Raw genomic sequence first — 12,860 nt, 5'->3', positions numbered from 1 at the left:
ATGGCAGAGAACGCTGGGAGCAATACCGAAAACACAAGGCGCGTCGGACGAACGCGCCGGCATCAACCGACGAACGCAAGAACGAACGAGAGGGGAGAGCTTTCGATGTCGTTGCGCAAACACCGCCTGGTCATCGCGACCAATACCGTGCTGTCCGCCGTGTGCGGCGGCGTCCTCGCCGTGGCCGCGCCGGCCGCCTTCGCCCAGGAGCCGGCCGCCGCGCCCAAGGAACTGGACAAGATCACCGTCACCGCGCAGAGCCGCGAGCAGGAACTGCAGGACGTGCCGATCGCCCTGCAGGTGGTCACCAACCAATTGATCGACGACGTCGCCGCGCAGGACCTGGGCGACCTCGACAGCTTCGTGCCCGGGCTGGTGGTCGACAGCCTGCAGCCGACCCAGCCGGGGTTCGAACTGCGCGGCATCAGCACCGACGACTTCGGCATCGGCACCGACCCGGCCGTGGGCGTGTACGTGGACGGCGTCTACGCCGGCCGCGGCGGCGGCGTGCTGCTGCCGTTCACCGACGTCGAACGCATCGAGGTGCTCAAGGGCCCGCAGGGCACGCTGTTCGGCCGCAACACCGCCGCCGGCGCGATCTCGATCATCACCCGCAAGCCCGACACCCGCGCCACCGAGGTCAAGGCCAAGCTGCGCGTCGGCAACTACGGCAAGCAGTACGTCGACGGCATGCTCAACCTGCCGGTCAGCGAGGACTCGGCGTTCCGCTTCAACGCGCTGGTCAACCACGCCGACGGCTGGATTCAGGACGCCGAAACCGGCCGCGACCTCAACCCGGAGAACAACTGGGCCACCCGCGCCGCGTTCAAGACCCGCTTCGGCGAGCGCACCAGCGCGCTGATCAGCTGGGACCACGAAAGCCTGGACCAGCTCGGCCAGGCCACCACCGGCATCGTCGCGCTGCCGCCGGCGCCGGGCCTGGCGCCGCTGCCGGTGGACGAACGCGCCTACCTCGACCCACGCAAGATCGGCACCGTCAGCGACGCCGAAGGCAACGAGGAATCGCGCCGCTTCGACGGCGTGACCCTGATCGTCGATCACGGCACCGACTGGGGCGGCTTCACCTCGACCACCTCGTGGCGCGACTACGACTCGGTCAACCGGGTCGAGGAAGACGGCACCAACCGCCGCTACCTCTACGTCGACTCGACCAACACCGAGAGCAACCGCAGCTTCTACCAGGAGTTCAAGTTCAACGGCAGCACCGACAAGCTCGACTGGGTCGCCGGCGCCAGCTATTTCGACGAAAGCGCGCGCCAGACCAGCGAGGTCAACGCGACCACCGACTCGGTCGACACCATCGTCCACAACCTGGGCATGGCGCCGACCCAGTCGGGTTATCTGTTCGGCGAAGTCGATGCCGGCCTGGCCCAGCTCGGCATCCCGATCCGCCTGCTCGGCCACAATTGGAACGAGACCTTCCGCAACACCCTGGACACCCGTGCCTACGCGGTGTTCGGCGACGTGATCTGGCACGTCAGCGACAAGCTCAACCTCACCGTCGGCCTGCGCTACACCCGCGACGAGAAGAAATTCAGCTGGCTCAACAACCCGCGTTCCTCGCCCGGGCTCGATGCCGCGCTCGACCAGCTCGACGCGCTCGGCGCGTTCCAGGTGATCGGCATCCCGCGCGACTTCTTCGTCTTCGACGTCGCCTTCATCGACCCGCCGGCGATGCTCAACAAGGGCGTCCTGCGCCGCACCTCCAACAGCTGGAGCGACCTCAGCCCGCGCTTCGTCGTGGATTACCACATCAGCGACGAGACCATGGTGTTCGCCTCGCTGGCCAAGGGCTACAAGGCCGGCGGCTTCAACTCGCTGCAGATCGGCAGCAGCTTCGAGAACGAGGACGTCTGGAACTTCGAGACCGGCATCAAGACCGCGTTCCCGCAGCAGCGCATGCAGCTCAACGCCTCGCTGTTCTACTACGTCTACGACAACCGCCAGGCGGTGCGGCTGGACAGCAGCACCGACATCCCGCGCTTCGTCGTCGACACCTCGGACCTGGAAGCCTACGGCCTGGACTTCGACATGCGCTGGCAGGCCACCGACAACTTCGGCCTGGACTTCAACGCCAGCTTCATCGACTCGACCTACAAGAACTACGTCACCTCCGACGGCATCGACGCGAGCGGCGATCCGACCGGCCTGCCGTACTGGTCGGCGGCCGGCGGCCTGCACTACCGCATCCCGATGGAGGCCAACGGCGACATCAACATCGCCCTGCGCCACTCCTACCGCGGCAAAGTGCGTTGCAGCGAGGAGTCGCGCGCGCAGAACCGCTGCGGGGTGAGCCCGGCGCTGGACCTGGGCGAGGCGCAGAACCGCACCGACCTGCGCATCGCCTGGACCTCGCCGCAGGACCGCTGGGGCCTGGCGATCTACGGCAACAACCTGTTCGACAACCAGTACGTCAACTCGCTGGGCACCTACGGCAAGAACGTGCTCGGCACGGTCGGCGCGCGCCTGACCGAGCCGCGCACGTACGGGATGGAGTTCAGCGCGCGCTATTGATCCGGCGCGACGCGAGCGGGCGGGCGCCGCCCGCTCGCTCGCCCGGCCGCCCGCGACCCGGCGGCGCGCCGATGCCGGACGCCGCCGCGGCTGGACATGCGCGCCAGGCTTGGCTATCTATCGTCCCGAATCGGGGGGCGATGCATGGCCAGGCACTACCGGAAATACGAGTCGCTGAGATCGCGGGCGCGGCGGATGAGCCGCTACCCGTTCGCCGCGTTGTCGGGCCTGTGCCTGCTGCTGGCGTTGTGGCGGGCCGCGTCGGCGCTGCGGGAGTGGAGCGCCGACTCGCCAGGAAGTTCGATCGGCGAGCTCGTGTTCATCGTCGCGCCGCTGACGGTACTGGCCGGAATCTTCTTCGTCGGCTGCCGCTGGGCGCGCGGTACGGCCGGCGTCGGCGGCGCGCTTGCGGCGCTGCTCGGCGTCGCGGCGTTGATCGCGTTCTTCGCCGCGGTGTCGTCGATACAGCTGAAAACCTTCTGAGCCGGCCGCGCGTCGCGGCCTCGGCTTTCCCGATCCGCGGCTCCCGCCCTATCCTTACGCCCATGCAGAGCCGTAAGGACGGGCCCACCGTCGATCTCCACACGCAACCGTTGCCGCGCATGCCCGGGGTCGGGCCGGCCGTGGCCGAGAAACTGGCGGCGCGCGGGCTGCTGACCTTGCAGGATTTCTGGCTGCAGTTGCCGCGCCAGTACGAAGACCGCACCCAGCTAACCGCGATCGGCAGCCTGCGGCCCGGCGTGGCGGCGCAGGTGGAAGGGCGGGTCGAGGCGGTCGAGCGCGGATTCCGTTACCGGCCGATGCTGCGGGTCGCGGTCGGCGACGACTCGCGCGGCAACGTGGTGCTGCGTTTCTTCCATTTCCGCGCCGCCCAGGTCGCCCAGTTCCAGGTCGGCGCGCGGGTGCGGCTGTACGGGACGCCCAAGCCCGGCCAGCACGGGCTGGAGATCGTCCATCCCAGCTACCGCATCCTCGACGATGCGGCCGAAGTCGAACTCGGCCAGTCGCTCGATCCGGTCTATCCGGCCATCGAAGGCATCGGCCCGGCGACGCTGCGCAAGCTGATCGGCTACGCGCTCGACCGCCTGCCGGGCGACGACGCGCTGGAACTGCTGCCCGACGAACTGCGCCGTCGCCTGCAGCTGCCGACCTTGCGCGAAGCGCTGCTGACCGTGCACCGCCCGCCGGCCGACGCCGACGTCGCCGCGCTGATCGACGGCCGCCATCCGGCGCAACGGCGGCTGGCGCTGGAAGAACTGCTCGCCCACCACCTCAGCCTGCGCCGCCAGCGCATCGCCCAGCAGGCGCACAAGGCGCGGCCGCTGAAGCAGGCGGTATTGGCCGAGAAACTGCGAAAGTCGCTGCCGTTCAAGCTCACCGGCGCGCAGCGGCGGGTGTTCGACGAGATCCGCGCCGACCTCGCCAAGCCCTCGCCGATGCTGCGGCTGGTGCAGGGCGACGTCGGCAGCGGCAAGACCGTGGTCGCCGCATTGGCGGCGATGCTGGCGGTGCAGCACGGCCGTCAGGCCGCGCTGATGGCGCCGACCGAATTGCTGGCCGAGCAGCACCTCAACAATTTGCGTCGCTGGCTGGAGCCGCTCGACATCCGCGTGGCGTGGCTGGCCGGCAAGGTCACCGGCAAGGCGCGCAAGCAGGCGCTGGAAGCGGTCGCCGACGGCAGCGCCCAGGTCGTGGTCGGCACCCACGCGCTGATGCAGGAAGGCGTGGCTTTCCACGACCTCGCCCTGGCCATCGTCGACGAACAGCACCGCTTCGGCGTGCACCAGCGTTTGGCGCTGCGCGACAAGGGCGCCGGCGGCGCGGTCGGCGTCGACGCGATCGTGCCGCACCAGCTGGTGATGACCGCCACGCCGATCCCGCGCACGTTGGCGATGACCGCCTACGCCGACCTCGACGTTTCCGCCATCGACGAACTGCCGCCCGGGCGCACGCCCGTGCAGACCGTCGCGCTCAGCGAAGAGCGCCGGCCGGAACTGGTCCAGCGCATCCGCACCGCGTGCGCCGAGGGCCGCCAGGCCTATTGGGTGTGCACGCTGATCGACGAGTCCGACGAAGTGGTCGCGCAGGCCGCGCAGAGCACGTTCGAGGATTTGTCGAAACAGCTCGCGCCGCTGCGCGTGGGATTGGTGCACGGGCGCATGAAGGCCAAGGAAAAGCAGGAGACGATGCGCGCGTTCAAGGACGGCGAGCTCGACCTGCTGGTCGCCACCACGGTGATCGAAGTCGGCGTCGACGTGCCCAACGCCTCGCTGATGATCATCGAGAACGCCGAGCGGTTGGGTCTGGCGCAGTTGCACCAGCTGCGCGGGCGGGTCGGCCGCGGCAGCGCCGCGTCGAGCTGCGTGCTGCTGTACCGCGCACCGCTGTCGGGGCTGGCGCGGCAGCGCCTGGAAACGATGCGGCAGACCCACGACGGTTTCGTCATCGCGCAGAAGGACCTGGAATTGCGCGGCCCCGGCGAACTGCTCGGCACCCGCCAGACCGGCCTGGCCGGCTTCCGCGTCGCCGACCTGAGCCGCGACGCCGACCTGCTGCCGCTGGTGCAGGAGGTCGGCGAGCGCCTGCTGGCGCAATCGCCGCAACTGGCCGAACGCATCGTCGCGCGCTGGGTCGGCGGCGCGGTGCGCTACGCGTCGGCGTGATCGCATCGGCGTGATCGCGCCGGCCGGGCCGTCGTCCCGGCACGCCATCGCCTTGGCGCGAACGCCCTGAGACATCGAGGCGGCGGCCGCTCACCTTTCGCAGCATCGTCGCGGTCCGGACTCGCTTCGATGCGGCGGCGACCGCGATGCAGGCGTCGCGGCGGTGCCCACGTCGCGACGGCACGGCGTCGCAGCGCCTGCGCCGGCGCCGTGCTGCAATGATCGGGCTTGCGGACGCCACCGATGGCGGCGTGCGCAGGTCCGACCGCCGCGCCATCGATCCGCGTCATCGACAAGGAGTCCGTCATGCCTGTGCTTTCCGATCTCCCGCCCGGCACCGATGCCGCCCGCGCGCCGGTCGCCGAGGTGCGCCGCGGCGCCGACCTCGCGCCCGGCGCCTCCGCGCGCGCGCAGCAGGCGCGCTTGCGGCGCGCGGTGCCGAGCCTGTTTTCCGCATCGCCGCGCGGTGCGGACGCGCCCTCGGCCCACATCCTCGCCAGCATCGTCGGCAGCTCCGGCGACGACACGCTCTACGGCACCGCGCAGGCCGACACCATTGAAGGCCTGGACGGCAACGATGCGCTCTACGGCCTCGCTGGCGACGACGTGCTCGACAGCGGCGACGGCGACGATGTGTTGACCGGCGGCCCCGGCGACGATGCGCTGTACAGCGGCCAGGGCAATCCGTTCTTCGTGTTCTCCGCCGGCGACGGACACGACCGCGTCTATCACAGCGACCCGTTGGGCCAGTTCATCGCAGTTCTGCAGTTCCAGGCCGATGTCGATCCGGCCACGACTACGGTCGAGCGTTCCGGCGACGATCTGGTCGTGCATTACGGCAACGCCGACAGCGTCACCGTGGTCGACTATTTCCCCGGCGGCGACGACCCGTGGCCGCGCGGCGTCGACGAGTTCTGGTTCGCCCAGGGCGCGGTCTGGGACACCGCCGAGATCCTGTCGCGGCTGCCGCCGGGCCAGGGACTGTGAGCTTGCATGCCGGCGCGGTCGCGTCGGCACGCCGCGCGCGGGGCGGAGGCTGCGCGCCCGCCCCGGCGCATTCGCCCGGGCCGGCGCAGCCGCCCGAGCCGGCAAAACCCGGCGAATTCGCCGATTCCGGCGATTTCCCCGCCCGCCCGAGTTAGGGCATAGTGTCCCGCCAGCAGGAGAGCCCGACCCGGATGCCGGGAGAGCCCCACAACGCGGCGATCGGATGGTTCGGCCCGGCCTTCGACCGGCTGCACCCCTTGCTGCAGGCGCTGCACCGCGACGGCGGCGCGCTGGCCGGCGAGATCGAGCTGCGCAGCGGCCGCGGCCTCGCCGGCGTTCTCGGCCGGCGCCTGGCGCGCAGGCTCGGCATTCCGCTCGACCGCCCGCGCCGCGGTTTCCGCGTCGATATCGTCCACGAACCCACGCGCATGCTGTGGCTGCGCCGTTTCGACGACGGCGGCGAACTGCGCTCGGTGTTCGAACCGGTCGGGCATTGGCCCGACGGGCATTGGCTCGAAACCACCGGCCCGGTGCGCCTGCGCCTGGGCGTGGACCTCGACGGCGGCGGCTGGCGCTGGCGTTTGCTCGGCCTGAGCGCGCGCGGCCTGCCGCTGCCGCGCTCGCTGTTTCCGCGTACCGATGCGAGCAAGCGCATCGAGCGCATCGACGGCGAAGAACGCTATCGCTTCGCCGTCGCCTTCTCGTGGTTTCCCTTCGGCGAACTGCTGCGCTACCAAGGCGCACTGCACGCTGTCCCGGCCGTTACGGCCCCCTCGGCCGCACCGGCCGGCGCGGCGAACGTCGCTGCGCACTGTTCCGCACAACGAGTGACTTCATGACCGATCGCATTCCCCTGCTCATCGACACCGACCCCGGCGTGGACGACGCCCTGGCGCTGCTGATGGCGTTCAACGACCCGCACCACGAGATCGTCGGCCTGACCATCGCCGCCGGCAACGTCGGCCTCAAGCACACCGTGGCCAACGCGCTGAAGCTGTGCGAAGTGGCCGGCCAGGACATCCCGGTGTTCGCCGGCGCCGACGCGCCGCTGCTGCATCCTTCGCCCGACGCCGGCTACGTGCACGGCCAGGACGGTTTCGGCGACGTCGGCTATGAGGCGGCCAAGCGCCAAGTCGAAGCCGAGCATGCGGCGCTGGCGATCATTCGCCTCTCGCACCAGCATGCCGGCAAGTTGCTGCTGGTCGCGCTGGGCCCGCTGACCAACGTCGCGCTCGCGCTCAAGCTCGATCCGACCCTGCCGCAACGCATCGCGCGCCTGGTGGTGATGGGCGGCGCGGTGACCTGCCAGGGCAACATCACTCCGGCGGCGGAGTTCAACATCTACTTCGATCCGGAAGCCGCGCACATCGTGTTCGAGGCGTTCGAACGCATCGACCTGGCCGATTGGGAAGCGGTGATGGCGCACGGCCTGCACCACGACCGCGTGGTCGGCTGGCTCGCCGCCGGCGCCGAGCGCGGCCGTTTCTACGAGCGCATTTCCGAGAAGACCCGGCTGTGGTCAATCGACCGCCGCGGCGACGAATGGCATGCGGCCGATGCGCTGGCGATGGCGTTCGCGCTCGAACCCGATGGCGCGCTGGACGTGCAGGACCGGCCGGTGTCGATCGAACTGGACGGCACCCACAGCCGCGGCGCGACCGTGGTCGACTGGCGCCGGCAGGAAGGGCGCGCGGACAAGGTGTCGATCCTGATGAAATACGATCAGGCCCGGTTCGAGCGCTTGATCGCGGCGGCGCTGGCCGCGGGCTGAGGCGGCGCGGGCGAGGCCGGGCCGGAGTTCCGGTCGGGCCTTGGTCTGGCCGGGTCTGGTCGCGCCGGCTGGTTCGAACCAGCGGGTTTAGCCGCCGCGACGCGGCGTCCCGGCCGGGGCAGGGCGAGGCCGGAGTTCTCAAGGGCCGCTGCGATCAAATTCTTTGTGCGGCCTGGACTTGCGCGAACCGCCAGGGCCTGTCTATACTGCTCGACTTTCCCGCACACCTTAAGGTTGAGTGCCATGAAGGCAGGCATCCATCCCGAATACCGCGACGTCGTGTTCCAGGACGTCACCACCGATTTCCAGATCCTGACCCGTTCGACCCTGTCGAGCAAGGAAACGATCAAGCTCGACGGCGCCGAGTATCCGCTGATCAAGGTCGATATCTCGTCGGCCTCGCACCCGTTCTACACGGGCAAGCACAAGATCATGGACACCAGCGGTCGCGTCGACAAGTTCCGCAAGCGTTACGGCGCGCAGAAGTAATCGCGTGCCGCGCCGGAGCGATCCGGCCGGAACTTGCAGCAAGCGCTTGGCTGTACGCACAACGGCTGCCCGCAAGGGCGGCCGTTTGCGTTTGCGTCCGGTTTGGCTGCCGGCTTGGTCCAGCGCGGATGCTTTTGTGGGAGGGGCTTCAGCCCCGATGCTTTCCGTTCCGGTCGCCGCGACCTGACAGAAAAGCATCGGGGTTGAAGCCCCTCCCACCACAGCGGCCCCTTCCACAAAAGCCATCCCTCGTGTCGGGCGCGTTTGCCGGCGGATACGGCGCGACGAACCGGCCGCTCCGGCAAGCCGTCACACCGCCTGCATACCCGTCGGCCGCCCAGCGGATCGACGTCGCCCCGCGCCGCCCGCTGCCGCCGCGCCCCGCGAATCCAGCCGCCACATCCCGGCAACCGGGCGGTCGAATACTGACCGGTGGCCGCCTCCCGCGGCCGCGCCGACGCAACGATCCGTCGCGCCAAGCCCGCCGCCGCGACCAAAGTCCGAGCTTGGGCTCGGAATGCGTTGTGCGATAATTCACTATCGCAACGTGCTTGCGACCCCCCGTTGCCCTCCTGTCGCGGCCATCCCTGCGGCAGGCAGACTGAGGAGTGTTTCGTGTCCGAAGATTCCAACAAACGCCTGGACCAGGTGAGCGTCGCCGCCGGCGACAAGAATTTTGCCCTGCCGGTGCAGCATCCCACCCTCGGCGCCTCCTGCGTCGACATCGGCAAGCTGCCGAAGGAAACCGGGATGTTCACCTACGACCCGGGCTTCACCGCGACGGCGAGCTGCAAGTCGGCCATCACCTACATCGACGGCGACGCCGGCGTGCTGCTGTACCGCGGCTACCCGATCGAGCAGTTGGCCGAGAAGTCGAACTTCCTCGAAGTCGCCTACCTGCTGATGAACGGCGAACTGCCGACCGCGGGCGAATTCTCCAAGTTCGAGCACGAGGTCACGCATCACACGATGATGCACGAGGCCTTCCGCACCTTCCTCTACGGCTTCCGCCACGACGCCCATCCGATGGCGATGCTGGTCGGCATGCTCGGCTCGATGGCGAGCTTCTACCACAACGAACTCGACCTGGAAGATCCGGAGCAGCGCCGCCTGGCCGCGATCCGTCTGATCGCCAAGGTCCCGACCATCGCCGCCGCCTGCCACCGCTATTCGATCGGCTGGCCGATCCGCTATCCCAAGAACAGCCTCGACTACACCACGCGCTTCCTGCACATGCTGTTCGAAGTGCCGAGCGAGCCGCTGGAGCTGAGCCCGGTCGCCGCCAAGGCGATGGACCTGTTGTTCATCCTGCACGCCGACCACGAGCAGAACGCCTCGACCTCGACCGTGCGTCTGGTCGGTTCGACCGGCGCCAACCCGTACGTGAGCGTCGCCTCGGGCGTCGCCGCGCTGTGGGGGCCGGCGCACGGCGGCGCCAACGAAGCCGTGCTCAAGATGCTCAACGAGATCGGCCGTCCGGAGAACGTCAAGTCGGCGGTCGAAAAGGCCAAGGACAAGGAATCGGGCTTCCGCCTGATGGGCTTCGGCCACCGCGTCTACAAGAACTACGACCCGCGCGCCGCGCTGGTGCGCAAGATGACCCACGACGTGCTCGGCGAGCTGGGCATCAACGACCCGCTGCTGGACGTGGCGATGAAGCTGGAAGAGGCGGCGCTGAAGGACGACTACTTCGTCCAGCGCAAGCTCTACCCGAACGTCGACTTCTACTCCGGCATCATCTACAAGGCGCTCGGCATTCCGGTCGAGATGTTCACCGTCATGTTCGCCATCGCCCGCACCGCCGGCTGGGTGTCGCATTGGCTGGAACAGCAGAACGACCCGGAAAACAAGATCGGCCGTCCGCGCCAGATCTACACCGGCCACGGCGTGCGCGACTACGTCGCCGCCGACAAGCGCTGAGCCGCGCCGCGATCCGCCTCGCGCGGGTCGCAAGCGCTCGACGCCGGTAAACGCCCCGCTTCGGCGGGGCGTTTTCGTTTGCGGCGTCGGCGCGTGGCTCGGTGCGCGCCGGCCGCGGACGCGCATGGCGGCGATGGATCGCGCGCGGTCGCGGCGGGTGCCGGCGTCGACGGGCCGCGCCATGCTTCGGCCGGAGGTTTTCGTGCGCAGCGTCGGCGCGCGGCTCAGTCCAACTCGGGGCCGCGGCCGCGCATGGCGGCGATGAAGTGCGCGTAGGCGGCGAGATCGGCCTGGGCGCCGGCGGGCAGGGCATCGCGTTGCCGGCGCGCCTGGCTTGCGGCTTCGCCGGCGCCGAGCGCGCCCTTGAGCACGCCTTCGCGCAACTCGCGCAGGCGTTGCAGGCTCAGGCCGGAGGCGTCGGCGTAGCGGTCGGCCTGGGCGATCAGGAATTCGGCGAGCGCCGGCGGCAGCCGCTGCGAGGGCGCGATGTCGGCGCGGGTGTAGGGATAGATGCGTTTCTGCTTCCACGGATCGAAACCGCGGGTGCCGAAGCTGTCGTTGCGGCCGAGGAAGATCAGCGTGGTCGGCACGACGATGCGCGCTTCGCGCGGCGGGCCGGGGCGGCTCCAGACCGCGACCGTGTGATTGGACGTGGGCCATAGCAGGCCGACGCCGTCGACGCCGCCCAGGCGCGCCAGCACGGCGTAGAACGCCGACAGTTCGTCGCATTCGGCGACCGCGGTGGCGCGGTCGGGCGCCGGTGCGCGCACGCTCTGCCATTGCCGCCAGATCGCGTCCGACTTGGGTTCGCGGTCGGTGATCGCCCAGCGCAGGTTCCAATAGCCGCCGTCGCGCGAGGCTTCGAACAGCAACCGCAGCCAGGCGAAGTCGGGGTAGGGCAGCTGTTGCTCGCTCAGGCCCTGCGCGCGCAGCAGGGCGAGGTAATCGGCGCGCACCGCCGGGCTGCGTTGCGAGGCGGCGGCGCGGGCGCGCAGGCGCGCGACGAGGTCGGCGACGGTGGAGACTGCTGCGCTGGCGCGCGCAGCCGGCGCGGGGCGGGGCTTGGCGGAGGCTGGGTTTGCGGAGGCCGGGCTGGCGGACGCGGCAGGCATCGCGCTGATGTCGGCGCCGGCGACCGACGCCAGCGCCGCAGACGCCATCGCGGCCGCCAGGAGCATGTTGCGGATGAGGCGGCGCGGATGCCGGCCGTCGGCCGCGGGGGCGGTGCGTGGTTGCAGTCCTTGCATGTCGCTTCGATCCGGTCGAGTGAGCCGCTGTCGCGGCCGTTGCGGAACGCCTTCGGCTTTTGTGGGAAGAACTTCAGTCCCGACGCCTTTCGATGCGCTCGCCGCGGTCTGGCACGAAAGCGTCGGGACTGAAGTCCCTCCCACAAGCGCCTCGTACGCATATGCAGGGCGATCGCAGATGCGGAGCGCTGCGCGGGAGCCCGGACGCAGGCGCCGCTGGCGCGCCCGGCTCAGCCGCGTTCGAACAGCGAGATTTCCTCTTCGGCCAACATCTGCCGCACCTGCGCCGTCGAGGCGCGCTTCATCGGTTTCTCGTCGATGTTGGACAGCGGCGCCTGGCGCAGCACGTCCAGCGGCAGCACGGTCAGGTCGAAGCCCAACTCCTCGGCGCTGAACACCCAGACCGGGAAGTCCTCGGCGCGCTCGCGGTCCAGGCGCAGGCGGCGCTCGCGGGTCTCGGCCGGGATGTGGTGCTGTTCGAGGAAGCGCGGGACCGCTTCGAAATCGTCGCAGTACAGGTGCAGCGCGACCGGGCTGCGCGCGTCGGCGGTGCCCTCGAGCACCGGGCCGACCAGGCGCGGTTCGAAGCCGGCGAAGAACTCCATCGCCCGCAGCGCGGCCTCGCGGCGCTGGCGCAGGCCGTCGGCGTGCTCGCGCTGGAACAGGCGCTGGTACTCGCGCAGCGCGTCCTCGATCTCGCGGTTGGCCGGCAGCGAGGCGTCGTCGAAGATGCCGAGCCGCTCGGCGGCCTTGAGCTTGGCCTGGTGGTAGTCGCGGTAGCCGCTTTCGGCCATCAGCCGGGCCGCCTCGTGGGCGACGCGCCTGCGGCGCTCGCGGGTGCGGGTCTGCGCATGCTGGTGTGCGTGCTGTCGGGCCTGGTGCATCTCGACCTCCGGGCGGGCACGTCACGGCGAGGGCGCTCGCCGCGGCCGGGGTGCACCGGCAGCCCAAAGCTAGCACGTCCGCGCGGCGCGGCAATGTCCGCGCCGGGCCGCGCGGCGAGGCGCCAGATCGGGCAAGCGGGCGGTGTTCAGGCGGTTGCGGGAGGGCCTTCAGGCCGGATGCTCTTGTTTCTGATCGCCGCGACCTGACCGGAAAGCGTCGGGCCTGAAGGCCCTCCCACAACCGCTCGGAGCGTCGGGACTGAAGGCCCTCCCGCAACCGCTCGGAGCGTCGGGTCTGAAGGCCTTCCCACAACCGCTCGAAGCATCGGGCCTGAAGGCCCTCCCACAAACGCCGCGGGCTGTC

At 70.0% G+C, this 12,860-nt stretch carries 11 protein-coding genes and 3 pseudogenes; 9 read left to right on the top strand and 5 right to left on the bottom strand.

Annotated elements, in window-relative coordinates; genetic code table 11:
- Positions 1 to 105: 105 nt before the first annotated feature.
- The 7 genes from RDV84_RS01970 (at position 106) to RDV84_RS01940 (ending at position 8,445) form a co-directional block, all read left to right on the top strand.
- Positions 106 to 2,535, top strand: a complete 2,430-nt coding sequence (locus tag RDV84_RS01970) for a TonB-dependent receptor (protein WP_309152297.1) — start codon at positions 106 to 108, stop codon at positions 2,533 to 2,535.
- A gap of 195 nt (positions 2,536 to 2,730) precedes the next feature.
- The gene (locus tag RDV84_RS01965; protein WP_309152296.1) at positions 2,731 to 3,018 is read left to right on the top strand and encodes a hypothetical protein; all 288 of its coding nucleotides are present in this window, start codon (positions 2,731 to 2,733) and stop codon (positions 3,016 to 3,018) included.
- Positions 3,019 to 3,080: 62 nt separating this feature from the next.
- Positions 3,081 to 5,198 carry an ATP-dependent DNA helicase RecG gene (gene recG / locus RDV84_RS01960; RefSeq protein ID WP_309152295.1) on the top strand — a complete coding sequence of 706 codons (2,118 nt, stop codon included), beginning with the start codon at positions 3,081 to 3,083 and terminating at the stop codon, positions 5,196 to 5,198.
- Between the two features lie 306 nt (positions 5,199 to 5,504).
- Positions 5,505 to 6,185 (top strand): calcium-binding protein, encoded by a 681-nt coding sequence (locus RDV84_RS01955; RefSeq protein WP_309152294.1) that lies wholly within the window; start codon positions 5,505 to 5,507, stop codon positions 6,183 to 6,185.
- A 191-nt stretch (positions 6,186 to 6,376) separates the two neighbouring features.
- Complete coding sequence (locus RDV84_RS01950) at positions 6,377 to 7,024, top strand: DUF4166 domain-containing protein (protein ID WP_309152293.1); 648 nt, start codon at positions 6,377 to 6,379, stop codon at positions 7,022 to 7,024.
- Positions 7,021 to 7,956: a nucleoside hydrolase gene (locus RDV84_RS01945; protein WP_309152292.1), complete on the top strand. Its 936-nt coding sequence runs from the start codon at positions 7,021 to 7,023 to the stop codon at positions 7,954 to 7,956. Before RDV84_RS01950 ends, RDV84_RS01945 begins: the two co-directional genes overlap by 4 nt.
- Before the next feature lie 243 nt (positions 7,957 to 8,199).
- Positions 8,200 to 8,445: a type B 50S ribosomal protein L31 gene (locus RDV84_RS01940; RefSeq protein WP_057946400.1), complete on the top strand. Its 246-nt coding sequence runs from the start codon at positions 8,200 to 8,202 to the stop codon at positions 8,443 to 8,445.
- Positions 8,446 to 8,580: 135 nt separating this feature from the next.
- Here the strand turns inward: RDV84_RS01940 and RDV84_RS25725 are convergent.
- Positions 8,581 to 8,691: pseudogene (locus tag RDV84_RS25725) on the bottom strand (DUF6053 domain-containing protein); the annotation flags it as partial.
- 369 nt (positions 8,692 to 9,060) lie between these two features.
- Between RDV84_RS25725 and RDV84_RS01935 the strand changes: the two are divergent.
- On the top strand, positions 9,061 to 10,365 hold the full coding sequence (locus RDV84_RS01935; protein ID WP_241833720.1) for a citrate synthase: 1,305 nt from the start codon (positions 9,061 to 9,063) through the stop codon (positions 10,363 to 10,365).
- Positions 10,366 to 10,589: 224 nt separating this feature from the next.
- Here the strand turns inward: RDV84_RS01935 and RDV84_RS01930 are convergent, their stop codons facing one another.
- The gene (locus RDV84_RS01930) at positions 10,590 to 11,612 is read right to left on the bottom strand and encodes a hypothetical protein (RefSeq protein ID WP_309152291.1); all 1,023 of its coding nucleotides are present in this window, start codon (positions 11,610 to 11,612) and stop codon (positions 10,590 to 10,592) included.
- On the opposite strand from RDV84_RS01930, the pseudogene RDV84_RS25720 reads away from it, so the two are divergent.
- Positions 11,542 to 11,754, top strand: a pseudogene (locus RDV84_RS25720) (DUF6053 domain-containing protein); the annotation flags it as partial. The gene RDV84_RS01930 and the pseudogene RDV84_RS25720 overlap by 71 nt on opposite strands.
- Here RDV84_RS25720 and RDV84_RS25715 read toward each other — a convergent pair.
- The 3 genes and pseudogenes from RDV84_RS25715 to RDV84_RS25710 all read right to left on the bottom strand — a co-directional run.
- A pseudogene (locus RDV84_RS25715) lies at positions 11,676 to 11,846 on the bottom strand (DUF6053 domain-containing protein); the annotation flags it as partial. The pseudogenes RDV84_RS25720 and RDV84_RS25715 overlap by 79 nt on opposite strands.
- Positions 11,843 to 12,496, bottom strand: a complete 654-nt coding sequence (locus tag RDV84_RS01925; protein ID WP_309152290.1) for a hypothetical protein — start codon at positions 12,494 to 12,496, stop codon at positions 11,843 to 11,845. The gene RDV84_RS01925 and the pseudogene RDV84_RS25715, both read right to left, overlap by 4 nt.
- A 146-nt stretch (positions 12,497 to 12,642) precedes the next feature.
- Positions 12,643 to 12,822, bottom strand: a complete 180-nt coding sequence (locus tag RDV84_RS25710; protein WP_425608192.1) for a DUF6053 domain-containing protein — start codon at positions 12,820 to 12,822, stop codon at positions 12,643 to 12,645.
- Positions 12,823 to 12,860: the final 38 nt, after the last annotated feature.

Source organism: Lysobacter yananisis (assembly GCF_031199375.1).
Taxonomy (GTDB): Bacteria; Pseudomonadota; Gammaproteobacteria; order Xanthomonadales; family Xanthomonadaceae; genus Lysobacter; species Lysobacter yananisis.
Note: the sequence above shows the minus strand (reverse complement) of the source record. Positions and strands in the feature narration are given on the sequence as shown.

Coding starts and splice junctions, on each gene's coding strand:
- RDV84_RS01970 (WP_309152297.1), top strand. CDS start 106: ATGTCGTTGCGCAAACACCGCCTGGTCATCGCGACCAATACCGTGCTG.
- RDV84_RS01965 (WP_309152296.1), top strand. CDS start 2,731: ATGAGCCGCTACCCGTTCGCCGCGTTGTCGGGCCTGTGCCTGCTGCTG.
- recG (WP_309152295.1), top strand. CDS start 3,081: ATGCAGAGCCGTAAGGACGGGCCCACCGTCGATCTCCACACGCAACCG.
- RDV84_RS01955 (WP_309152294.1), top strand. CDS start 5,505: ATGCCTGTGCTTTCCGATCTCCCGCCCGGCACCGATGCCGCCCGCGCG.
- RDV84_RS01950 (WP_309152293.1), top strand. CDS start 6,377: ATGCCGGGAGAGCCCCACAACGCGGCGATCGGATGGTTCGGCCCGGCC.
- RDV84_RS01945 (WP_309152292.1), top strand. CDS start 7,021: ATGACCGATCGCATTCCCCTGCTCATCGACACCGACCCCGGCGTGGAC.
- RDV84_RS01940 (WP_057946400.1), top strand. CDS start 8,200: ATGAAGGCAGGCATCCATCCCGAATACCGCGACGTCGTGTTCCAGGAC.
- RDV84_RS01930 (WP_309152291.1), bottom strand. CDS start 11,612: ATGCAAGGACTGCAACCACGCACCGCCCCCGCGGCCGACGGCCGGCAT.
- RDV84_RS01925 (WP_309152290.1), bottom strand. CDS start 12,496: ATGCACCAGGCCCGACAGCACGCACACCAGCATGCGCAGACCCGCACC.
- RDV84_RS25710 (WP_425608192.1), bottom strand. CDS start 12,822: ATGCTTCGAGCGGTTGTGGGAAGGCCTTCAGACCCGACGCTCCGAGCG.